Source organism: Janthinobacterium lividum, from assembly GCF_011601275.1.
In the GTDB taxonomy this organism is placed as follows: domain Bacteria; phylum Pseudomonadota; class Gammaproteobacteria; order Burkholderiales; family Burkholderiaceae_D; genus Janthinobacterium; species Janthinobacterium lividum_E.
Genome location: NZ_JAAOLY010000009.1, coordinates 222107 through 244171, shown reverse-complemented (window position 1 = coordinate 244171; position 22065 = coordinate 222107). Strand labels below are relative to the sequence as shown.

Annotated in this window: 18 protein-coding genes; 2 read left to right on the top strand and 16 right to left on the bottom strand. The window is 62.7% G+C overall.

Features of this window, described 5'->3' with window-relative positions:
- Positions 1-149 precede the first annotated feature (149 nt).
- Positions 150-2918: a preprotein translocase subunit SecA gene (secA, locus tag GYK42_RS15985; RefSeq protein ID WP_046683346.1), complete on the bottom strand. Its 2769-nt coding sequence runs from the start codon at positions 2916-2918 to the stop codon at positions 150-152.
- Positions 2919-3197: 279 nt separating this feature from the next.
- On the opposite strand from secA, the gene GYK42_RS15980 reads away from it, so the two are divergent.
- On the top strand, positions 3198-3707 hold the full coding sequence (locus GYK42_RS15980) for a DciA family protein (RefSeq protein WP_166448270.1): 510 nt from the start codon (positions 3198-3200) through the stop codon (positions 3705-3707).
- 1 nt (position 3708) lies between these two features.
- Here GYK42_RS15980 and lpxC read toward each other — a convergent pair whose 3' ends face one another.
- The 3 genes from lpxC to GYK42_RS15965 all read right to left on the bottom strand — a co-directional run bounded on the left by lpxC (position 3709) and on the right by GYK42_RS15965 (position 6498).
- Positions 3709-4644 carry a UDP-3-O-acyl-N-acetylglucosamine deacetylase gene (gene lpxC / locus GYK42_RS15975; protein ID WP_128141365.1) on the bottom strand — a complete coding sequence of 312 codons (936 nt, stop codon included), beginning with the start codon at positions 4642-4644 and terminating at the stop codon, positions 3709-3711.
- A 75-nt stretch (positions 4645-4719) separates the two neighbouring features.
- The gene (locus GYK42_RS15970) at positions 4720-5562 is read right to left on the bottom strand and encodes a DMT family transporter (protein WP_166448308.1); all 843 of its coding nucleotides are present in this window, start codon (positions 5560-5562) and stop codon (positions 4720-4722) included.
- A gap of 165 nt (positions 5563-5727) precedes the next feature.
- A complete protein-coding gene (locus GYK42_RS15965) occupies positions 5728-6498 on the bottom strand; it encodes a helix-turn-helix transcriptional regulator (protein WP_166448269.1) in 771 nt (256 codons plus the stop codon).
- A 104-nt stretch (positions 6499-6602) separates the two neighbouring features.
- On the opposite strand from GYK42_RS15965, the gene GYK42_RS15960 reads away from it, so the two are divergent.
- Complete coding sequence (locus GYK42_RS15960; RefSeq protein WP_166448268.1) at positions 6603-7370, top strand: class I SAM-dependent methyltransferase; 768 nt, start codon at positions 6603-6605, stop codon at positions 7368-7370.
- A 172-nt stretch (positions 7371-7542) separates the two neighbouring features.
- Here the strand turns inward: GYK42_RS15960 and GYK42_RS15955 are convergent, their stop codons facing one another.
- From GYK42_RS15955 to GYK42_RS15900, 12 genes are all read right to left on the bottom strand, one after another.
- The gene (locus tag GYK42_RS15955; protein WP_166448267.1) at positions 7543-8049 is read right to left on the bottom strand and encodes a peroxiredoxin; all 507 of its coding nucleotides are present in this window, start codon (positions 8047-8049) and stop codon (positions 7543-7545) included.
- 183 nt (positions 8050-8232) lie between these two features.
- Positions 8233-9441: a cell division protein FtsZ gene (ftsZ, locus tag GYK42_RS15950; protein WP_034784974.1), complete on the bottom strand. Its 1209-nt coding sequence runs from the start codon at positions 9439-9441 to the stop codon at positions 8233-8235.
- Between the two features lie 154 nt (positions 9442-9595).
- Positions 9596-10828, bottom strand: a complete 1233-nt coding sequence (gene ftsA, locus GYK42_RS15945) for a cell division protein FtsA (RefSeq protein ID WP_010394955.1) — start codon at positions 10826-10828, stop codon at positions 9596-9598.
- Between the two features lie 45 nt (positions 10829-10873).
- Positions 10874-11686, bottom strand: a complete 813-nt coding sequence (locus tag GYK42_RS15940) for a cell division protein FtsQ/DivIB (RefSeq protein ID WP_034784973.1) — start codon at positions 11684-11686, stop codon at positions 10874-10876.
- A 1-nt stretch (position 11687) separates the two neighbouring features.
- Positions 11688-12656, bottom strand: a complete 969-nt coding sequence (locus GYK42_RS15935) for a D-alanine--D-alanine ligase (protein ID WP_166448266.1) — start codon at positions 12654-12656, stop codon at positions 11688-11690.
- Position 12657: 1 nt separating this feature from the next.
- Positions 12658-14061 (bottom strand): UDP-N-acetylmuramate--L-alanine ligase, encoded by a 1404-nt coding sequence (gene murC / locus GYK42_RS15930; protein WP_166448265.1) that lies wholly within the window; start codon positions 14059-14061, stop codon positions 12658-12660.
- Positions 14062-14071: 10 nt separating this feature from the next.
- Complete coding sequence (murG, locus tag GYK42_RS15925) at positions 14072-15166, bottom strand: undecaprenyldiphospho-muramoylpentapeptide beta-N-acetylglucosaminyltransferase (RefSeq protein WP_166448264.1); 1095 nt, start codon at positions 15164-15166, stop codon at positions 14072-14074.
- Positions 15163-16374: a putative lipid II flippase FtsW gene (gene ftsW, locus GYK42_RS15920; RefSeq protein WP_046683352.1), complete on the bottom strand. Its 1212-nt coding sequence runs from the start codon at positions 16372-16374 to the stop codon at positions 15163-15165. Before ftsW ends, murG begins: the two co-directional genes overlap by 4 nt.
- Positions 16374-17930 carry a UDP-N-acetylmuramoyl-L-alanine--D-glutamate ligase gene (murD, locus tag GYK42_RS15915; RefSeq protein WP_166448263.1) on the bottom strand — a complete coding sequence of 519 codons (1557 nt, stop codon included), beginning with the start codon at positions 17928-17930 and terminating at the stop codon, positions 16374-16376. The genes ftsW and murD overlap by 1 nt, the downstream gene beginning before the upstream one ends.
- Positions 17930-19105: a phospho-N-acetylmuramoyl-pentapeptide-transferase gene (gene mraY, locus GYK42_RS15910; RefSeq protein ID WP_034748886.1), complete on the bottom strand. Its 1176-nt coding sequence runs from the start codon at positions 19103-19105 to the stop codon at positions 17930-17932. Before mraY ends, murD begins: the two co-directional genes overlap by 1 nt.
- A 2-nt stretch (positions 19106-19107) precedes the next feature.
- Entirely contained in the window at positions 19108-20538 is a 1431-nt protein-coding gene (locus GYK42_RS15905; RefSeq protein ID WP_166448307.1) for a UDP-N-acetylmuramoyl-tripeptide--D-alanyl-D-alanine ligase, read from the bottom strand.
- An 11-nt stretch (positions 20539-20549) separates the two neighbouring features.
- On the bottom strand, positions 20550-22058 hold the full coding sequence (locus GYK42_RS15900) for a UDP-N-acetylmuramoyl-L-alanyl-D-glutamate--2,6-diaminopimelate ligase (RefSeq protein ID WP_166448262.1): 1509 nt from the start codon (positions 22056-22058) through the stop codon (positions 20550-20552).
- Positions 22059-22065 lie beyond the last annotated feature (7 nt).

Below are 22065 nucleotides of genomic sequence, written 5' to 3'. Positions count from 1 at the left end.
AGTTCTTCTGCGAGGGAAAATGGAAGCGCTATTGTAGCGCCTTCGCGGCGCCGGTGAACATGCGTGCCCACACATGCGCGCCCGCAAATTGAAAAGGCATAAAAAACGGAGACCGTAGTCTCCGTTTTTGCTCAGGCTGTCAAACCGCCTTATGCCAGCTTGCCATGGCAAGCTTTGTATTTTTTACCGCTGCCGCAAGGGCATGGATCGTTACGACCGACCTTGACGCCCATGCTCACGCTCATGTCATCGACGTTGTCCATGTTGCCGCCGGCCACAGGCGCCAGCAGTTCTTCCGGCGCCGCGTTCGGGTCGAATTCGGCGTGCTGATAGTGCACGTTTTCCACGTGCGACTGCTGCATCGCCTGTTCGGCCGCATCGACTTCTTCGCGCGACTGGATACGCACCGTCATCACGTGTTTCGTGACGTCGTTCTTGATCATGTCGAGCATCTGGCCAAACAGTTCAAACGCTTCGCGCTTGTATTCCTGTTTCGGGTTCTTCTGCGCATAACCGCGCAGGTGAATACCCTGGCGCAGGTGATCGAGTGCCGCCAGGTGTTCACGCCAGTGGCTGTCCACGCTTTGCAGCATGACATTGCGTTCGAAGCCGCCAAAAGATTCCTTGCCGACGATATCGATCTTCGACTGGTACACGGCATCGGCCGCAGCCAGCACTTTTTCCAGGATCTCGTCGTCTGTCAGGGTCGAATCAGCTTCCAGCAATTGCTGCAGCGGCAAGTCGAGCTGCCATTCGCTGGCCAGGGTGTTTTCCAGACCTTTGATATCCCACTGCTCTTCCACCGATTCGTGCGGCACGTACTCGTGCACCAGGTCGGTGAACACGCCATGGCGCAGCGAGCCGATCATTTCCGAGATATCGGTCGTTTCCAGCAGCTCGTTACGCTGCTGGTAGATCACTTTACGCTGGTCGTTGGCGACGTCATCGTATTCCAGCAATTGCTTGCGGATGTCGAAGTTGCGCGCTTCGACCTTGCGCTGGGCAGATTCGATCGAACGCGAGACGATGCCTGCCTCGATCGGTTCGCCTTCCGGCATTTTCAGACGGTCCATCACGGCGCGCACGCGGTCGCCGGCGAAGATGCGCAGCAGCGCGTCGTCGAGCGACAGGTAGAAGCGCGACGAACCCGGATCGCCCTGGCGGCCGGCACGGCCACGCAGCTGATTGTCGACGCGGCGCGATTCGTGGCGTTCGGTACCGATGATGTGCAAGCCGCCCGCATTGACCACGTGGTCGTGCAGGGATTGCCATTCATCGCGCAAGGTCTGCGACTGGGCTGCCTTGTCGGCATCGCTCAGTTCAGCATTGGCTTCGATGAACTTGATCTGGTTCTCGACGTTACCGCCCAACACGATGTCCGTACCACGACCGGCCATGTTGGTGGCGATGGTGATGGCTTTCGGACGGCCTGCCTGGGCGATGATTTCCGCTTCACGCGCATGCTGTTTCGCGTTCAGCACGTTGTGCGGCAAACCGGCCTTGGTCAGGATGCCCGACAGCAGTTCCGAGTTCTCGATCGAGGTCGTACCGACCAGCACGGGCTGGCCGCGCTCGTAGCAGTCGCGGATGTCGTTCAACATCGCGTTGTATTTTTCAGCCGACGATTTGTAGACCTGATCCTGACGGTCCTTGCGCTGCAGCGGACGGTTTTGCGGGATCACGACCGTTTCCAGGCCGTAGATTTCCTGGAATTCGTACGCTTCGGTATCGGCCGTACCGGTCATGCCAGCCAGCTTGGCGTACATGCGGAAGTAGTTCTGGAAAGTGATCGAGGCCAGGGTCTGGTTCTCGTTCTGGATCTTGACGCCTTCTTTCGCTTCGACGGCCTGGTGCAAGCCATCGGACCAGCGGCGGCCCGTCATCAGACGGCCCGTGAATTCATCGACGATCACCACTTCATTGTTCTGCACCACGTAGTGCTGATCCTTGAAGTACAGCGCATGCGCGCGCAGGGCCGCATACAGGTGGTGCACGAGGGTGATGTTGGCCGAATCGTACAGCGACGCGCCTTCCGGCAGCAGGCCCATTTCCATCAGGATGCCTTCGGCCTTTTCATGGCCGGCTTCCGTCAGCAGCACCTGGTGCGCTTTTTCATCCTTGGTGTAGTCGCCCGGCACGTCAACCTTGCCCTTGCCGTCCGGCGTTTCTTCGCCGATCTGCAAGGTCAGGCGCGCAGGCACTTCATTGATCTTGTGATACAGGTCCGTGTGGTTTTCGGCCTGACCCGAAATGATCAACGGCGTACGCGCTTCATCGATCAGGATCGAGTCGACTTCATCGACGATGCCGAAGTTCAGGCTGCGCTGCACGCGTTCGCGCGCTTCGTAGACCATATTGTCGCGCAAGAAGTCGAAACCGAATTCATTGTTCGTGCCATAGGTGATGTCGGAGTTGTACGCCTGCTGCTTGGCGCTGTGCTCCATCTGCGACATGTTCACGCCCGTCGACAGGCCCAGCCATGCATACAGGCGGCCCATGGTCTCGGCATCGCGCTGCGCCAGGTAATCATTGACGGTGACGATATGCACGCCTTTGCCCGACAAGGCATTCAGGTAGGCTGGCAAGGTTGCCATCAGGGTCTTGCCCTCGCCCGTGCCCATCTCCGCGATCTTGCCGAAATGCAAGACCATGCCGCCGATCATCTGCACATCGAAATGGCGCATACGCAGGACGCGCTTGCTGGCCTCGCGGCAGACGGCAAATGCTTCCGGCAACAAGGCATCGAGCGATTCGCCAGCGGCGATGCGTTCCTTGAAGGCAGGCGTTTTCGCTTGCAGCTCGGCATCCGACAGCTTTTCGATGGCCGGCTCGAGCGCATTGATCTCGCGTACCGTTTTTTGGTATTGCTTGAGCAGCCGCTGGTTGCGGCTACCGAAAATCTGGGTCAGTAATGACATGCTTGAATTCTTGAAAAAACGCCGTTAAAAAAAGCTCGGTAGGGAACAACGAGGTAGGTATCGCGTCACCGCACGGAGTTCGACTATGGCAAAAGACGATGATTTTATCATGCGTTCCCGACATGGTTGGGGTAATGCGCCATATAACAATAGCTTAATGACAAACAAATGGCAGAAATTGCGGACATTTTCCATACTGTAAGGCAATACGGCCCGCCCGCCTGCGCCGCCCTCGCCGCCGCACTCGTCATGCGCGGGCGAGTGTGCTATGTTTCGGCCATGCGAACTCCCACTTATTCTCCGGCGCCGCGCCGCGGCTACGGCTTCGCCCGTTCAGGCCCGGCCGCGACGGGCGCAACCGACTTTCTGCGAGGCAACGCGACGATGGCGTCCCTGATGCCCACCGTCACGCGCCTGGCCGCCCTGCAAAAAGATTGCGCCAGGGCCTTGCCGGCCATGTTCGAGCATTGCGACATCCTGCAATTCGAGGGCGGCCAACTGGTGCTGGCCACGCCGAACGCGGCGCTGGCGGCCAAGCTCAAGCAGCAATTGCCGAAGTTACAAGGGGAACTGGAAAGAAAGGGCTGGCAGATTTCAGGCATCAAGCTGAAAGTGCAAGTCATCAAGAGCATCGCGCCCATCGTGCATACCCGGGCGCTGGTCTTGCCGGAAAAAGCCATGTCGGCTCTGGAAGAGCTGAGCACGGCCCTGCCCGCGTCGAAGCAGAACGAGCAGTTGATCGCGGCGCTGCGCAATATGGTGCGCCACCACCGCGAACCGAAGGATTAACTCAGGTAAGCGACCACTCGCGTTCCATTTGACGCAGATACGACTGCGGCGCCGCCTCGTTCGTGGCGAACGACACGATTTCATACGCATCGGGCTGCTCCAGCAGCGCCAGCAGCAGTTGGTTGTTCAGCGCATGGCCGGACTTGTGCGCCGTGTAGTAGGCGAGCAAGGGGTGGCCCACCAGGTACAGGTCGCCGATGGCGTCGAGGATCTTGTGGCGCACGAACTCGTCTTCATAGCGCAAGCCGTCCGCGTTCAGGATGCGGTACTCGTCCATGACGATGGCGTTTTCCAGCGAACCGCCACGGGCCAGGCCCATGCCGCGCAAGCTTTCCACGTCCTGCATGAAACCGAAGGTGCGCGCGCGTGCCACGTCGTGCACGTAGGACACGTCGCCGAAATCAACGGAGGCGCGCTGCATCGTGCCATCGACGGCCGGATGGTTGAATTCGATGAAGAAATCGAGCTTGAAGCCGTCATACGGCGACAAGCGCGCCCATTTCTCCGCATCACCCTTGCCGTGACGCACTTCCACGGGCTTGATGACCTTGATGAATTTCTTCGCCGCCTGCTGCTCTTCCACGCCAGCCTGCTGCAGCAGGTAGACGAAGGACGAGGCGGAACCGTCCATGATGGGAATTTCTTCCGCATTCACGTCGATATACATATTGTCGATCCCCAGGCCCGCCGCCGCCGACATCAGATGTTCCACGGTAGACACCCTGGCGCCATCCTTGATCAGCACGGAAGCCATGCGCGTGTCGCCCACGGCCATGGCGCTGGCGGGGAACTCGACGATGGGATCGAGGTCGATGCGGCGAAACACGATGCCCGTGTCGATCGCGGCAGGACGCAGGATCAGCTCGACCTTGGTGCCGGAATGCAAACCGACACCGATGGTGCGGACCTGTTGTTTGATGGTGCGTTGTTTTAACATCTGTCGATTATATCTATTTGCCGGATTTTCGTTGCGGTGCGGCATGGATCACGCCAGAAATACCACAACCGTTCCTCACGGATGTTCGCTTTCCACATGCACGGCTTCGCGCCGCACCAGGTAAATGCCGCTGCCGATGATGATGGCCGCGCCGATCAAGGTGTATTCGTCGGGCAGGGCGCGCCACAGCATCCAGTCCAGGGCCATGCCCCAGGCCAGGGCCGAGTATTCGAACGGCGCCACGCTGGAGGCCTTGCCATGGCGAAACGCTTCCGTGATGGCCAGCTGGCCCAGGAAACCACTCAGCGACAAGCCCGCCAGCAGCCACCAGTCTTCGCTGCGGATGCTCACCCACTCATGCGCCGACAGGGCCACGCCGCCGCCGGCCATCATCACCATCAGCCAGAAGACCATGCTTTCGCTGGCGTCCGTGCGGCTCAGGATACGGCCCGTGACGGCGGAAATGGCATAGCAGGCGGCCGAGCCCAGCACGGCCAGCCCGGCCAGGGAAAAGAAGCCCGAGCCGTCGGGGCGCAGCGCCACCAGCACGCCCAGCAGTCCCACGGCGATGGCGCACCAGCGCGCGAAGTCCACTTTTTCCTTCAGGATAAAAACCGACAGGACCGTGATCAGCAAGGGGGCAACAAAAAACAGCGCATACGTCTCGGCCAGCGACATGCGCTTCAAGCCATACGCGAACAGGGTAATCATCAGCACGCCCAGCGCGCCGCGCAGCACGTGCAGGGGCCAGCGCACCTTCAGCAAGTTCTTGAAGGCGCCGCGGTACAGCAGGTACAGGCACACGAGCGGCAAGGAGGACAGCGCACGCAAGGCCGTCACCTGCATGGGCGGATAATGGGCGGACAGCAACTTCATGGCCGTGTCCATCAGGGAAAACATGGCGACGGCGACCAGCATCACATAGATGCTGCGCAGGTTGGGATTGCGGGATATCAGGACAGACTCCTGGCGAAAGAGCGGGACCGTCATCATGGCGACGGCCGGAGCCAGGACAGTGTGGCAAGGCCAAACCATCAAGCCGATTATAACAAGCGCGGCCGTTTTACATTTTCAAAGGAGCAACTACACAGGCAACAGCATCACCAGTTTCAAGTCATGCTGGCGCGCCAGGTGCAAGGTCACCTGATTAAATACCAGCAGCCCCTGTTGCGCATGCTGGAACTGGCGCAAGCCCCCATCTCGGCCCTGCACCTGCTGCGCGCCCCACCACTGGCGAAATTCAAGGCTGGCGCCAGTAAGTTCCGCGATCAGGCCGGCCAGCGGCGCCTGGTCCGCCTGCCGGCCGATATCGGCGCGGAACTCCGCCACCAGCCGCTGCGCCCGCTCGGGCCAACCGACGACGAGATCGCGCGCGCCTGCGTCCAGGAACATGAAGCGCAGCTGGTTCGGCGCGCCCTCCCCGGCCTGCAGCCAGCCCGCAAACAAGGTGGACGCCGCGCCGTTCCACGCCACGGCATTCCATGCGCGATCGAGGACGTACGCGGGCGCGTCGATGGCGGACACGATGACGGCCAGTTCGGCGCCAGCAGGCCCCCCGCCCTCGCCTGTCGCGTGGCTGGGGTCATGCTTGTCGGCCACCTCGAACAGATAAGCGCGCTCGGCCGTGCTCAACTGCAGCACCTGCGCCAGGCGGGCCAGCATCTTGGCCGACGCCGATACGGGCCGCCCCTGCTCCAGCCACGTCAGCCAGGTGGGACTGACGTCGCACAGCTGCGCCAGCTCTTCGCGCCGCAAGCCGGGCGTGCGCCGCCGCCCGCCACCGGGCAAGCCAGCCATGGCGGGGGTGACGGCTTCGCGCCGGGCGCGGATGAATTCAGCAAGTTTGTTTGACATGGAACGGATGCATGGTAGTAGATATACCAGTATAAGTTATGGTCTTGTTACAGGATAATTTTATCCCTATTCTGCAGGAACTCACCCATCAACAGGAGAAAACCATGCAGCAGCACGATGTCGTTACCGAACAATTTGGCAAGACGGCCAATGCCTACCTGAGCAGCGCCGTACACGCGCAAGGCGCGGACCTGGTGCTGATGCAGGAATGCGCGCGCCGCCATGGCAAACCGGTGGTGCTGGACCTGGGCTGCGGCGCCGGCCACGCCAGCTTCGCCGTCGCTCCCGTGGCGCAATCGGTGGTCGCCTACGGCCTGGCGCAGCCCATGCTCGACGTCGTCGACCACGCGAAGGCGCAGCGCGGCTTGCACAACATCAGCACGCAACAGGGTGACGTGGCGCGCCTGCCGTTTGCCGACGCCAGCTTCGACATGGTCGTCACGCGCTTTTCCGCGCACCACTGGAACGACGTGGCCGCTGCCCTCGCGGAAGCGTGGCGCGTGCTGCGCCCGAACGGCACCTTGCTCGTGATCGACATCGTCGCGCCGAAAACGGCCCTGTACGACAGCACCTTGCAGGCGGTGGAAATGCTGCGCGACGCTTCCCACGTGCGCGACTACCGCACCTGCGAATGGGGCGCCAAATTCAACAATGCGGGATTCACGCACAGCTTGCGCAGCGTGTGGAAGCTGACGATGCAGTTCGACGAGTGGGTGGCGCGCATGCGCACGCCGAACGAGCGCGTGGCGGCCATCCGCAACCTGTTCGATGGCGCGCCCGAGGAAGCGAGAAAATATTTCTCGCTGCAGGACGACTATTCCTTCAGCATCGATGCGGCCATGTTCGAGGCAACGAAACCGTCGGTACAGTAAACGTCAAAACGGCGCCGATGGCGCCGTTTTGATTTATGCGTAGGTTGGATTAGCGCGCGGCGCGCAATCCAACAATGCCGGAGCAAACGGGATGACAACTCGGCACGCCGGCTTACGCTGTGCTAAGACGACCTACGGCGACCGACACAGGCCTGCCCAGCCTGCACTCGGCTTAAGCCAGCTGGCCCAGCAGCGTCTCTGCATTCGACACTTCAAACTTGCCGCCTTGCTCGACGTTCAATTGCGTCACGACGCCATTGTCGACCAGCATCGAGTAGCGCTGCGAACGCGTGCCCATGCCGTGCTTGGAGAAATCGGCGTCCAGGCCAAGTGCCTTGCTGTAGGCGGCATTGCCGTCAGCCATCATGCGCACGACGCCGGTGGCTTTCTGATCGCGGCCCCAGGCGCCCATCACAAACGCGTCGTTGACGGAGATGCACCAGATTTCATCGACGCCCTTGGCTTTGAGGTCGGCAGCGTGCTGCACGTAGCCTGGCACGTGCTGTGCGGAGCAGGTCGGGGTGTAGGCGCCTGGCAGGCCGAAGATGGCGATCTTCTTGCCCTTGACCAGGTCTTGCACGTTGAACGTGTTCGGGCCCAGTGCGCAACCTTCGGTTTCGCTTTCGATGAATTCGGCCAGGGTGCCTTCTGGCAGGGTGTCGCGGATCTTGATGGTCATGTTGACTCCTTGTGTACTGTCGGTTGAGGATGCTGCCGGCATGATGCCGACACTGCGCGATAGTATGCCTGACTTGCCGTATTTGTGCAGAAAATGGCAGGAAAGGCAAAGTCAAAAGTCAAAAACCGACAAAAAAAACGGCGACCCTCAGGCCGCCGTCATCCGTGCATACATCAAACCACCTTAGTCAGCTTGCTTGCGCAGGAAGGCGGGAATGTCGTACGTCTCCATGCCATTCTTTTCCATCGCGCGCACTTGCTCGGAAGCCGATTCACGGCGCCATACCGCCGGCGCCTTCATGCCGTCGAAACCGGCCGCCGGCGTGGCCACGCCAACCGTCGTCGTCGCCGCTTGCGCGCTACCCATGGCAGCCGACGGAGTCAGCGGGCTGTTGTGGGTACCGGTGCGCAGCACTTGCTGCGGTACCAACTGGATATTTTTCTTGGCGCGGCCCAGGCCCGTGGCCACCACGGTGACGCGGATGTCGTCGCCCATGGCGTCGTCGTAGGCGATACCTTGCGCGATCGACGCGTCCGGCGCGGCAAACGCGCGCACGGCAGCCATGACTTCCTTGATCTCTTTACCTTTCAAGCCACGGCTGGCCGTGACGTTGACCAGCACGCCGCGCGCACCGGACAGATCGATACCGTCCAGCAGCGGCGAAGCGACAGCCTGTTCGGCGGCGATGCGCGCGCGGTCGACGCCGGAAGCCGTCGCCGTACCCATCATGGCCTTGCCCTGCTCGCCCATGATGGTTTTCACGTCGTTGAAGTCGACGTTGATATGACCAGGCACGTTGATGATCTCGGCAATGCCGGCCACCGCGTTGTTGAGCACATCATCGGCGTGCTGCATCCACTCCAGCATGCTTTCGTCTTCATAGATCTCTTCCAGTTTTTCATTGAGGATGATGATCAGCGAATCGACGTGCAGGGACAGCTGTTCCAGGCCTTCGTCGGCGATGTCCATGCACTTCTGGCCTTCGTACGAGAATGGCTTGGAGACCACGGCCACCGTCAGCGCGCCCAGTTCCTTGGCCACTTCGGCCACGATGGGAGCGGCGCCTGTGCCCGTGCCGCCGCCCATGCCGGCGGCGATGAAGACCATGTGCGCGCCGCGCAGCGAATCGGCGATGCGCGCGCGCGATTCTTCGGCCAGCTGGCGGCCGACGGCAGGCTTCATGCCGGCGCCCAGACCGGTATCGCCGATCTGGATGATGTTGTGGGCCTTCGATGTCGACAGGGCCTGTGCGTCGGTGTTGGCGGCAATGAATTCCACGCCCGACATGCCTTTGTTGATCATGTGTTGGACTGCATTGCCACCCGCACCGCCGACGCCGACGACCTTGATGACGGTACCTAAAGCTGTGTTATCGACCATATCGAACTCCATGATGTGCTCCTATCAGATGCGGTTTCCAAGCGCCAGGCCTCATATTGGTAGGAGAACTGGAGATTGAAAACTGCGGTTAAATATAAAATAAAGTTATGTGTGTGTACCTGCGATGCTGCCAAAAAACCTGTACTGCCGGGCGCAAATCATGCCCTTAAAAATTCCCTAAAAACCATTCCTTCATGCGCTGCCAGACTGCCTTCACCGAGCCGTCCTGACGCGTCACGATGTGGCCACGCAGGTATTGCTTCTTCGCTTCCAGCAGCAGGCCCAATACCGTGGCATAGCGCGGACTGCGCACCACGTCGGCCAGCTGGCCCCGATACTCTGGCGTGCCAAGGCGCGCCGGTTTCAGGAAAATGTCTTCCGCCATTTCCACCATGCCGGGCATGATGGACGTGCCGCCCGTGAGCACGATGCCCGACGACAGCACGCCTTCGTAACCGGATTCGCGCACCACCTGGTGCACCATGGCGAACAGCTCCTCGACGCGCGGTTCGATCACAGCCGCCAGCGCCTGGCGCGACAGGTTGCGCGGGCCGCGGTCGCCCAGGCCAGGCACTTCCAGCGATTCGCCAGGGTCGGCCAGGACCTGCTTGGCCACGCCATAGCGGATCTTGATTTCTTCCGCTTCCGCGGTCGGGGTACGCAAGGCCATGGCGATGTCGTTGGTGATCTGGTCGCCGGCGATGGGAATGACGGCCGTATGGCGGATCGCGCCATCGGAAAATACCGCCACATCGGTCGTGCCGCCGCCGATGTCGATCAGCACCACGCCCAGTTCCTTCTCGTCGGGCGTGAGCACCGCATCGGCGGACGCCATCGGCTGCAGGATCAGGTCCGACACTTCCAGGCCGCAGCGGCGCACGCACTTGACGATGTTCTGCACCGCCGACACGGCGCCGGTGACGATATGCACCTTCACCTCCAGGCGGATGCCGCTCATGCCGATAGGCTCGCGCACATCTTCCTGACTGTCGACGATGAACTCTTGCGGCACCGTGTGCAGCAATTGCTGATCGGTCGGAATGTTAACCGCTTTTGCCGTCTCGATGACGCGCGCCACGTCGGTCGCCGTCACTTCCTTGTCCTTGATGGCCACCATGCCGCTGGAATTGAAGCTGCGGATATGGCTGCCCGCAATGCCCGCATACACATTGCGGATCTTGCAGTCGGCCATCAGCTCGGCCTCTTCCAGCGCGCGCTGGATGGACTCCACCGTGGCCTCGATATTGACCACCACGCCTTTTTTCAGGCCCTTCGATTCGTGCTGGCCCAGCCCGATCACTTCGTGGCGCCCGTCGGACATCACTTCGGCTACCACCGCCACCACTTTCGAGGTGCCGATGTCGAGGCCGACGATCAGGTTTTTCGCGTCTTTTGTCATTTCTTTCGCCTAGTTTTTTGGGCTATTAATTAATTGGGTATTCGGTTAAGTCGGTTTTTTAATCGGACTGCTATTTTTCTTCTTCATCACTGGCTTGCCATCCTTGCCTTCGGCCGGTATCACCAGGCCGGCGGAACTGAGCGCCAGGCCATTCTGGTAGCGCATATCGATCGTGTCGATATTTTCCAGCCGGCTCGCCAGCTGCGGGTAGATGCCCACCAGCCGGTCGACCCGCGCCTTCAGGGTCGTATGATTCTGCTCACGGCCCAGCGCCACGCTCATGCCGTTATCGAGTTTCACGGTCCACGCATAGCGGCTCGACAACGACAAGGTTTCCGGCACCATCTTCAGCGGCGCAAACCACTTCGCCAGCTGCACATAGGTCGCCAGCACTTCCTTCTCGCTACCATCGGGGCCGGCAAACGCAGGCAATTCATGGTCGTCTTCGGCTTCGGCCACGTTCGCCGTAAACACGTCGCCCTTGACCGACAACAGGCGTCCGTCCTCGCCCCAGGTGCCCAGCGCTTCGTGTTCTTCCAGCGCCACGATCAGCTGGTTCGGCCACTCGCGCCGCACGCTGGCACGGCGTACCCAGGGCACCGATTCGAACACGCCGCGCACGCTTTCCAGGTTGGTCGTGAAGAAATTGCCCTTGATGCGGCCCAGAGTGCCGCTGCGCAGGGTCAGGTAATTCACGTGGCGCAGGCCCTTGTCGTCCGCGCTTTCCACCTTGATCGTGCGCAGGTCGAACATGGGACGCTGCGACACCCACCAGACGCCGGCGGCCACGCACACGACCAGAACCGCGGCCAGCAAGCCGTTGGCAGTCGTATTGAGGCTTTTAGCGTCATGCCACATATCAGTGCTGTCCCTTGTGCATTTTCAGACGCGCGCCAGCGACGATTTCCAGGCACAGGTCTTCATAGCTGATGCCCACCGCGCGCGCCGCCATCGGCACGAGCGAGTGCCCCGTCATGCCGGGCGAGGTATTGACTTCCAGCAAAAACAGCTTGCTGTCGGCCGCGCGCATCAGCACATCCACACGTCCCCAGCCTTCGCAGCCGAGGGCGCGGTAGGCGGCCACGGCGATGCGTTCCATCTCCGCCACGATCGCCTGATCCAGCTGCGGCGGGCAGAAATACTGCGTATCGTCCGTGAAGTACTTGTTCTGGTAATCGTAATTGCCTTGCGGCGCGACGATCTCGATCGGCGGCAGCGCACGCGCCGTGGCACCCTTGCCCAGGATCGCGACGGTGAATTCGCGGCCCTTGACGAATTCCTCGGCCAGCACCGAATCATCGAGACCAGCGGCGATGTCGTAAGCCGCCTGGAAGGCCGATACTTCGTTGACCGTCGTGATGCCGATGCTCGAACCTTCATGCGGCGGCTTGACGATCAGCGGCAAGCCCAGTTCCACGGCGACCTTGGCCAGGTCGGAGCTGTCATCGAGCACCGCGTACTTCGGCGTCGGCAGTTGATGCATCAGCCAGATCATCTTGGTGTAAATCTTGTCCATGCCCACCGCGCAAGCCATCACGCCGCTGCCCGTGTAAGGAATGCCCAGCTGCTCCAGCGCGCCCTGCAGGCTGCCGTCTTCGCCGAAGCGGCCGTGCAGCGCGATGAAGACGCGGTCGAATTTTTCAGCGGCCAGTTCGGCCAGGCTGCGTTCGCCCGTGTCGAACGCGTGCGCGTCCACGCCGCGGCTTGTCAACGCGGCCAGCACGCCCGTGCCGGACATCAGCGACACTTCGCGCTCGGCCGAGCTGCCGCCGAACAGGACGCCGACCTTGCCCAATTGTTTTACATCGATAGCTGAAGCTTGGTTCACATCAGGCCTTTACAGTGTTGGATGGATACGTAGTCAGTTGTTGCGGGATGCCGCTGATGGAGCCCGCGCCCATGGTCAGCACGACGTCGCCGTCGCGCGCCACGCTCATGATGGTGTCGGCCATGTCCTTCATGGATTCGACGAAAATCGGTTCGATCTTGCCGCGCGCGCGCAGCGCATGCGCCAGCGCTCGTCCGTCGGCGGCGACGATGGGCGCTTCGCCCGCCGCATACACTTCGGACAAGAGCAGCACGTCGGGCGCACCGAGCACCTTGACGAAATCCTCGAACAGGTCGCGCGTGCGGCTGTAGCGGTGCGGCTGGAACGCCAGCACGAGGCGGCGGCCCGGATAGGCGGCGCGTGCGGCGGCCAGGGTCACTTCCGTTTCCACAGGATGGTGGCCGAAATCGTCGACCAGGGCGAAGCTGCCGCCGTTCGGCAGCGCCACGTCGCCATAACGCGTGAAGCGGCGGCCCACGCCGGAGAACTCGGCCAGGCCCTGCTGGGTGGCGCTGTCGGCGATGCCGATCTCGCGTGCGATGGCAATGGCCGAGCAGGCGTTCTGCACATTGTGCATGCCGGGCTGGTTCAGCACCACGTCGAGATCCGGATAGCCTTCCTGCAGCACGGTGAAGTGCATTTCCAGGCCCATGGCGCGCGCATTGATGGCGCGCACTTGCGCGTCTTCCGCGAAGCCGTAGGTGGTGACCGGCTTGGTCACGGACGGGATGATGGCGCGCACGTGCGGATCGTCGATGCACAGCATGGCCCGGCCATAGAACGGCAAGCGGTGCGTGAACTGTACGAAGGCCTGCTTGAGCTTTTCGAAATCGTGCTCGTAGGTGTCCATGTGATCGGCGTCGATATTCGTGATCACTTCGATCATCGGCGTCAGGTTCAGGAACGAGGCGTCCGATTCATCGGCTTCGGCCACCAGGTAGTCGCCCGAGCCCAGCTTGGCGTTCGCGCCAGCGCTGGTCAAACGGCCGCCGATGACGAAAGTCGGGTCGAGACCGCCCTGCGCCAGCACGGAGGCGACGAGGCTGGTGGTCGTCGTCTTGCCGTGCGTGCCGGCAATCGCAATGCCGCGCTTCAGGCGCATCAACTCGCCGAGCATCACGGCGCGCGGCACCAGCGGAATCTTGCGCGCGCGCGCGGCCGCCACTTCCGGATTGTCTTGCGGGACGGCGCCCGACGTCACCACCGCATCGGCGTCGCCGATGTTCTCGGCCGCGTGGCCGAGCATGACGGTCGCGCCCAGGCTCGCCAGGCGCTGCGTCGCCGCATTGCTGCCCAGGTCGGAGCCCGACACCTTGTAGCCGAGGTTGACCAGCACTTCGGCGATGCCGCTCATGCCGCTGCCGCCAATGCCGACAAAGTGGATATTATTTACTTTATGCTTCACAGAGCTAACCTCATGCCAGTTTTTCCAATACGTGTGCGATCGCCTCATTCGCGTCGCGCTTGCCTGCTGCCAGCGCCGCTTGCGCCATGTGCTGGCAGGTATCGCGACTCAGCGATGCCAGCAGTGTGCGCAGCGACGCGGCACTCATTTCCGTCTGCGGCAGATGAATCGCCGCGCCTTGTTTCGCCATCCATTGCGCGTTGTCGCGCTGGTGGCTGGTGGTCGACGCCACCAGCGGCACGAGCACGCTGGCCACGCCGGCCGCCGTCAATTCCGACAGGGTGATGGCGCCTGCGCGGCAAATCACCAGGTCGGCTTCGGTATACGCCTTGGCCATGTCGTCGATGAAGTCGACCACATTGGCTTGCACGCCCGCTTGCGCATACGCGGCATGCAGGGCGTCGATATTCTTCTTGCCCGACTGGTGCGTCACCAGCGGACGCTCGGCTTCCGGCATCAGCGCCAGCGCGGCGGGCAGATTGTCGTTCAGCGCTTTCGCGCCCAGGCTGCCGCCCACCACCAGGATGCGCAACGGTCCGCTGCGGCCCGCGAAGCGAAGCGCCGGCGGCGCCATCGCGAGGATCTCGGCGCGCACGGGATTGCCCGTGACGACGGCCTTGCCGGCGGCGCTGCCGAAATCGGCGGGAAAACCAAAGCACACCTGCTGCGCCAGCGGCACCAGGGTCTTGTTCGACAACAGCAGCGCGGCATCGGCATTGACCAGCACCAGCGGCACGCCCTTCAGGCGCGCCATCAGGCCGCCCGGCACGGTGACGTAGCCGCCCATGCCCATCACCACGTCCGGCTTGCGGCGGGAGATGAAACGGCGGATGGCAAAGAAGCTGGCCAGCATCTTGAAGCCGCCCTTGACCGTGTGCGCCAGGCCCTTGCCGCGCATGCCGGAAAATTCAATCGCGTCCATGGGAATGCCGCTCTTCGGCACCAGTTCCTGTTCCATGCCATGGGTCGTGCCCAGCCAGCTTACTTCCCAGCCGCGCGCGCGCATCGTCTGCGCAATCGCCAGGCCCGGGAAAATATGGCCGCCGGTGCCGGCCGCCATGATCATCAGTCTTTTCGTCGTCTTCAAGTTTGTCACGTTGTTCATAGCCGGCCTCCGCGCATCAGGATCCGGTTTTCGTAATCGATGCGCAGCAAAATCGCCAGGCCGATACAGTTAATCAGTACGCCCGTGCCGCCATAACTCATCAAGGGCAAGGTCAGGCCCTTGGTCGGCAGCAGGCCCAGGTTCACGCCCATGTTGATGAAGGTCTGCACGCCGATCCAGATGGCGATGCCCTTCGCCGTCAGGCCGGCAAAGGTCTGGTCGATGGCGATCGCCTGGCGGCCGATATCGAACGCCCGCTTGATAATCCAGTAAAACATGCCGATCACGATCAGCACGCCGACCAGGCCCAGTTCCTCGCCGATCACGGCCAGCAAGAAGTCCGTATGCGCTTCGGGCAGGTAATGCAATTTTTCCACGCTGCCGCCCAGGCCCACGCCAAACAGTTCACCGCGCCCGAAGGCGATCAGCGAGTGCGTCAGCTGGTAAGCCTTGTTCAGCGCATTGTCTTCCTGCCACGGATCGAGATACGCAAAAAACCGCTCGCGGCGGAATTTCGACAAGGCGATGATGGTGACGAAGATCGCCGTCAGCATGGCGCCGATGCCGCCGAACCAGATGGCGTTGACGCCACCCAAAAACAGGATGCCCATGGCGATGCAGACGATCACGCCGAAGGCGCCCAGATCGGGCTCCATCAGCAGCAGCAAGCCGACGAAGCTCACAGCCAGCGCCATCGGCATGAAGCCCTTGGTCAGCTTGTGCATGTATTCCTGCTTGCGCACCGTGTAGTCGGCCGCGTACAGCACCATCACCACTTTCATCAGTTCGGACGGCTGCGGCCGCAGGCCCGGCAGGTTCAGCCAGCGGCGACCGCCATTGACCGACACGCCCAGGCCCGGTATCAAGACCATCACCAGCAGCACCAGGGTGCCGATGAACAGCCACGGCGCGATCTTTTGCCAGGTGGCGACGGGAATGCGGAACACCAGCGCGCCGACGATGATCGACACGCCGATGAACAGCGCCTGGCGCACGACGAAATAATTATTCGTGTAGGCGGCAAACTTGCGCGCGTCCGACAGCGAGATCGACGCCGAATACACCATCACCATGCCCAGCAACATGAGCAGCAGGACAACCCACACCAGCGGCTTGTCGTAGTCCATCATCTTCGACTGCCGCGCGCGGCTATCCAGCGGCTTGGCAGCCGAGCCGGAACCAAAGCTGAAGGGCAGTTGGAAGGCCATCAGATATCCTGTCCGTTTTCCAGGGCGATGTCGCGCACGGCGTCGACAAACACCTGCGCGCGGTGCGCATAGTTCTTGAACATGTCCAGGCTGGCGCACGCGGGCGACAGCAGCACGGCATCCCCGGCCAGCGCCAGACTGCTGGCGCGCTTGACGGCTTCGGGCAAGGTGGCGCAATCGACGATGTCCACGCCGGCCGGCTCGAGGGCCGCGCGCAAGGCGGGCGCATCGCGGCCGATCAGCACCACGGCGCGCACGTAGCGCGACACGGGGTCAAACAGCGGCGAGAAATCCTGTCCCTTGCCGTCGCCGCCGGCGATCAGCACCAGACGCTGTTCCGCGCCGCCAAACGCCTTGCCCAGGCCGAACAGGGCAGCGACGGTCGCGCCCACGTTGGTACCCTTGCTGTCGTCGTAATACTCGACTTCATTGACGGCCGTGATCAGTTCCACGCGGTGCGGCTCGCCCTGGTATTCGCGCAAGCCGTGCAGCAGCGGCGCGAATGGCAGGCCGATGGCGCGGCACAGGGCCAGCGCCGCCAGCGCATTCGAGGCATTGTGCTGGCCGCGGATTTTCAACGCATCGGCTGGCATCAGTTTTTTCGCCATCGTCGGCACCGGTTCCGGCGCCGGATCGTTCTTCTTGCGTTTTTTCTCGATCACTTCTTCGCTGGGCACGGCTTGCGCCAGCCAGAAGATGCCGCGTTCATTGACCAGGCCAAAGCTGTCCACTTCCGCCGGTTCGCCCGTGCCGAAGGTGATCGTCTCGGCCAGCGGATCGGCCATGTGCATGACGGCCGCATCGTCGCGGTTCAATATGCGCACGGTCTGCTCGCCGAAGATGCGCGCCTTGTCGGCAGCGTAGGCGGCCATGTCGCCATGCCAGTCCAGGTGGTCCTGCGACAGATTCAAGACCGTGGCCGCATCGGCCTGCAGGCTGCACGTCGTGTGCAGCTGGAAGCTGGACAATTCCAGGATCCACGCTTGCGGCAAGCTGCTGGCGACGGGTTCCGCCGCTTCAGCCTCTGTATCCACGGGCAGCGGCGCAGGCTCGGCGTCAAGCACTTCGCGCAGCACGTCGAGCGCAGCCGGGCTGATATTGCCGGCCACGCGCGTGACCAGGCCCGCGCGCTCGCACAGCAGGCCCACCAGGCTGGTGACGGTCGTTTTGCCATTCGTGCCCGTGATGGCGATGACTTTCGGCGCATAGCCGCGTTCCGCCTTCAAGGCGGCCAGCGCCTGCGCGAACAGTTCGATCTCGCCCCACACGGGGATATTTTTTTCCTGCGCGGCCGGGGCGATGTGCGCCAGTTCGCGGCCCGGCGCCAGGCCAGGGCTGACGGCGACGAAATCGACGCCATCGAGCAGGTCGGCCGTGAAGGCGCCGGCGATGAACTGCGCCTGCGGCACGGCGGCCTGCAGCGCGGCCAGGCGCTCGGGCGCCTCGCGCGTGTCGGCCACGCGGACCAGCGCACCGCTGCGTGCCAACCACAGGGCCATGGCCAGGCCTGACTCCCCAAGGCCCAGTACCAGTGCGGTTTTATCGAGGTACATCATCAGCGCAGCTTCAAGGTGGTCAGGCCGAGCAGCACCAGCATCATGGTGATGATCCAGAAACGCACGACAACCTGCGTCTCCTTCCAGCCTTTTTGTTCAAAATGGTGATGCAGTGGCGCCATCAGGAAGACGCGGCGGCCGGCGCCATAGCGCTTCTTGGTGTATTTGAACCAGACGACCTGGATGATCACGGACAGCGTTTCAACGACGAAGATGCCGCCCATGATGAACAGGACGATTTCCTGGCGCACGATAACGGCGATGGTGCCCAGTGCGCCACCGAGTGCCAGCGCGCCAACGTCGCCCATGAACACTTTCGCGGGGTGCGTGTTATACCAGAGGAAGGCCAGGCCGGAACCGGCCAGCGCGCCGCAGAAGATCACCAGTTCGCCGGCGCCCGGGATGTGCGGGATGAACAGGTAGCGCGCATAGGTGGCGTTGCCCGTCAGGTAGGCGAACAGGCCCAGGGCCGTGCCCACCATCACGGTCGGCATGATGGCCAGGCCATCGAGGCCATCGGTAAAATTGACGGCGTTGCTGGTGCCGACGATGACGCAATAGGTCAGCGCAATAAAACCCCACACGCCCAGCGGATAGCTGATGGTCTTGAAGAACGGGACGATCAGGTCGGCCTTCGGCGGCAGGTCCATGGCGAAGCCGGACTGCACCCAGGCGTAGATCAGATTCCACACGTGGCCAGCGTCAGGCTCCGACACAGAGACGGAAAATGCCAGGTAAAACGCGGCGACGATGCCGATCAGCGACTGCCAGAAGTATTTTTCGCGCGAGCGCATGCCTTCCGGGTCCTGGTGCACCACCTTGCGGTAGTCGTCGGCCCAGCCGACGGCGCCAAAGCCCAGGGTGACTATCAAGACCGGCCAGATAAAGCGGTTCGACAGGTCGGCCCACAGCAAGGTGGAAATGCCGATGGCGATGAGGATCAGCACACCGCCCATGGTGGGGGTGCCGTGTTTTTTCAGATGCGTTTGCGGGCCGTCCGTACGCACGGCCTGGCCGACCTTCATGCGCGTGAGCATGCGGATCACGGCGGGACCGGCGCACAGGCCGATCAAGATCGCCGTCAAGGTGGCGAAGACGGCGCGGAAAGTGATGAAGTTAAAGACCCGCAATGGGCCAATGTCGTCCTGGAAATAATGAGCGAGCCAGAGCAGCATGATTAGTGAGCTTCCTTGTTATTGTTGTTTGAACCAATCAAATGCTGCACGGCCCGTTCCATCTTCATGAAGCGGGAGCCCTTGATTAATACTGTTGCATCCGAACGGCCGGACAAATGCGCATCGAGCGCCGCCAGCAAACCGTCGAACTGTTCGAAATACTCCACGACCGTGCCTGATTCCTGGCTCGCGGCAGCTTGCGCCGGATTGACCAGATGGCGCGCCAGACCACCCGTCGCCAGCACGTGTTCGATGCCTTTGGCGGCGGCGTAGGCGCCGATCTCTTCGTGGAACTGCTGTCCCTGCGTGCCGACTTCGCCCATCTCGCCCAGCACCAGGATGCGCGGTGCCGCGGCCTGCGCCAGCACATCGATGGCCGCGCGCGCCGAATCCGGATTGGCGTTATACGTGTCGTCGATAATGGTGGCGCCGTTGGCGGCACGTTTTTTCTGCAGGCGGCCATTCACGGGAGAAAATGCCTCCAGGCCCTGCTTGATATGTTCTGGCGCTATGCCGGCGCCAATCGCGCATGCCGCCGCGGCCAACGCATTGCGCACATTGTGTTCGCCCGCCGCCTGCAGGCCAACAAAGAACTGGCGCAGACTGCCGTCCTGCGCGCGCACGCTGACGAACAGGTCGCTGCCAAAATCCTCTGCCGCGCGGTGCGTACAACTGACGTCCGCGTCTTTCGACAGGCCGAAGGTGATGACGGCGCGCGCGCCAGCCAGTTCGCGCCACACGGGCGTGAATTCGTCGCCATGCGGGAAGACGGCCACGCCGTCTGCGCCCAAGGCCGCCAGTGCGGCGCCGTTTTCGCGCGCCACGGCTAGCACCGTATGCATGAATTCCTGGTGCTCACGCTGCGCGTTGTTGACCATCGCCAGGGTCGGCGCGGCAATCGCGGCCAGGCGGGCAATTTCTCCCGGATGGTTCATGCCCATCTCGATGACGGCGGCCTTGTGTTCTTCATTCAGGCGGAACAGGGTCAATGGCACGCCGATCTCGTTATTCAGGTTGCCGCGCGTGGCCAGGCGTGCTTCTTCGCCGAAGGCCGCCGCCAGAATGGAGGAAATCATCTCCTTGACGGTGGTCTTGCCATTGCTGCCGGTGACGCCGATGACGGGTACATTGAAACGGCGGCGCCAGTGGTTGGCGATGCGGCCCAGCGCGACCAGGGTATCGGCCACCACGATGGCCGGCACCTTGCCGCTGTCCCAGCCTTCGGGCAAGCGCTCGACCACCACGGCAGCGACGCCGCGCGCGGCCACCTGGTCGAGGAAATCGTGGGCGTCGAAACTCTCGCCGCGCAGGGCGACGAACAGCGAACCGGCCGAGGCGCTGCGGCTGTCGGTCGATACGCCGTCAAAAACGGCGTCGCCCGTCAGCTGCGCGCCTTGCAGCGATGGCATCAGTTCCATCAGGCTTGCGTGCATGAGGCGATCCATCAGTTCGTCCTCATCATCGTCAGGCGCGCGGACAGGGCCAGCTGCGCATGGTCGGCGTCGGAGAACGGCAGTTTCTTGCCCTTGATTTCCTGGTACGGCTCATGGCCCTTGCCCGCCAACAGGATCACGTCCGGCTTGGCCGCGTGCTTGATGGCCGACAGGATGGCGGCGGCGCGGTCTTCGATCGCTTGCGGCTGCGGGCCGTCTGCGCGCATGCCGGCGACGATCTGCGCGATGATGGCGTGCGGATCTTCACTGCGCGGATTGTCGCTGGTGACGAGTACGTGATCAGCCAGTTGCGCGATGGCGCCCATTTGCGGGCGCTTGCCCGGATCGCGGTCGCCGCCGCAGCCGAACACGCACCACAGCTGGCCGCCCCGCTCCTGCGCCACCTGGCGCAAGGCGGCCAGGGTTTTTTCCAGTGCATCCGGCGTATGCGCGTAATCGATGACGACCATCGGCGCTTCCTGGCCGCCTACCTGCTGCATGCGGCCCGGGGCCGGCTGCAAGGACTCGATGCCGTCGATGGCCGCGCGCAGGCCGGTGCCGTGCGCCAGCAAGGCGCCCAGCACGGCCAGCGCGTTGCTGATATTGAAGTGGCCCACCAGCTGCGTCTTGACCAGCGCCACGCCCAGCGGGCATTCCAGGTGGAAGTCGGTGCCGGCATTGCGGCTGCGGAACTGGCTGGCGCGCAGCATCAGCACGCCCGGCAAGTCGGGCAAGGCTGCCGCATCCTGCAAGGTATAGCCGATGACGGGATATTCGCCGGACAGCTTGCCATCCACGTGGCGCGCCAGGCGCAACCCCATGGCGTCGTCCAGGTTGATGACGGCCGTTTTCAGGCCGGGCCAGTCGAACAATTTTACTTTGGCCGCCTCGTAGGCCGCCATGTCGCCATGGTAGTCGAGGTGGTCGCGCGTCAGATTGGTAAACATGGCCACGTCGAAATGCATGCCGGCCGCGCGGTCCTGGTCCAGGCCGATCGACGACACTTCGATGGCAACGGCCTTGGCGCCAGCGTCGCGCATGGCGGCCAGTTTACGGGCCAGCAGCACGGCGTCCGGCGTCGTGTAGCCGGTGACGTCGAATTCAATGGCGCCGCGCGGCTTGCACAGACCCACGCCCAACGTCCCGATGACGGACGATGTGACACCGAGGCGCGCCAGCGCTTGCGCCAGCCACAGCGCGCACGAGGTCTTGCCATTCGTGCCCGTCACGCCGGCGCTGAACATGGCGCTGTCGGGCATGCCGTAAAAAGCATGCGCCGCGGGGCCGGCCAGGCGTTTCAGGTCGCTGACCAGCAGGTGCGGCACGCTCCATGCGGCGTCCCATTCCACGGCGTCATGCACGATGGCGGCGGCGCCCTGCTCGATGGCGGCGGCGATGAAATCGGTGGCGCCCGCATAGGCGAAAAACACGTCGCCGCGCTGCACGCGGCGCGAATCGGACGTCAGCTGCCCGGACGGGGCAGCCGTTTTGATCCACAAACTGATGTCTTGTATGGTCATGAGTGAC

What these genes read in the sequence shown, in the direction of transcription:
- secA (WP_046683346.1), bottom strand. Translation starts at nt 2,918, where the DNA reads ATGTCATTACTGACCCAGATTTTCGGTAGCCGCAACCAGCGGCTGCTC.
- GYK42_RS15980 (WP_166448270.1), top strand. Translation starts at nt 3,198, where the DNA reads ATGCGAACTCCCACTTATTCTCCGGCGCCGCGCCGCGGCTACGGCTTC.
- lpxC (WP_128141365.1), bottom strand. Translation starts at nt 4,644, where the DNA reads ATGTTAAAACAACGCACCATCAAACAACAGGTCCGCACCATCGGTGTC.
- GYK42_RS15970 (WP_166448308.1), bottom strand. Translation starts at nt 5,562, where the DNA reads ATGCTGGTCGCCGTCGCCATGTTTTCCCTGATGGACACGGCCATGAAG.
- GYK42_RS15965 (WP_166448269.1), bottom strand. Translation starts at nt 6,498, where the DNA reads ATGTCAAACAAACTTGCTGAATTCATCCGCGCCCGGCGCGAAGCCGTC.
- GYK42_RS15960 (WP_166448268.1), top strand. Translation starts at nt 6,603, where the DNA reads ATGCAGCAGCACGATGTCGTTACCGAACAATTTGGCAAGACGGCCAAT.
- GYK42_RS15955 (WP_166448267.1), bottom strand. Translation starts at nt 8,049, where the DNA reads ATGACCATCAAGATCCGCGACACCCTGCCAGAAGGCACCCTGGCCGAA.
- ftsZ (WP_034784974.1), bottom strand. Translation starts at nt 9,441, where the DNA reads ATGGAGTTCGATATGGTCGATAACACAGCTTTAGGTACCGTCATCAAG.
- ftsA (WP_010394955.1), bottom strand. Translation starts at nt 10,828, where the DNA reads ATGACAAAAGACGCGAAAAACCTGATCGTCGGCCTCGACATCGGCACC.
- GYK42_RS15940 (WP_034784973.1), bottom strand. Translation starts at nt 11,686, where the DNA reads ATGTGGCATGACGCTAAAAGCCTCAATACGACTGCCAACGGCTTGCTG.
- murG (WP_166448264.1), bottom strand. Translation starts at nt 15,166, where the DNA reads ATGAACAACGTGACAAACTTGAAGACGACGAAAAGACTGATGATCATG.
- ftsW (WP_046683352.1), bottom strand. Translation starts at nt 16,374, where the DNA reads ATGGCCTTCCAACTGCCCTTCAGCTTTGGTTCCGGCTCGGCTGCCAAG.
- murD (WP_166448263.1), bottom strand. Translation starts at nt 17,930, where the DNA reads ATGATGTACCTCGATAAAACCGCACTGGTACTGGGCCTTGGGGAGTCA.
- mraY (WP_034748886.1), bottom strand. Translation starts at nt 19,105, where the DNA reads ATGCTGCTCTGGCTCGCTCATTATTTCCAGGACGACATTGGCCCATTG.
- GYK42_RS15905 (WP_166448307.1), bottom strand. Translation starts at nt 20,538, where the DNA reads ATGCACGCAAGCCTGATGGAACTGATGCCATCGCTGCAAGGCGCGCAG.
- GYK42_RS15900 (WP_166448262.1), bottom strand. Translation starts at nt 22,058, where the DNA reads ATGACCATACAAGACATCAGTTTGTGGATCAAAACGGCTGCCCCGTCC.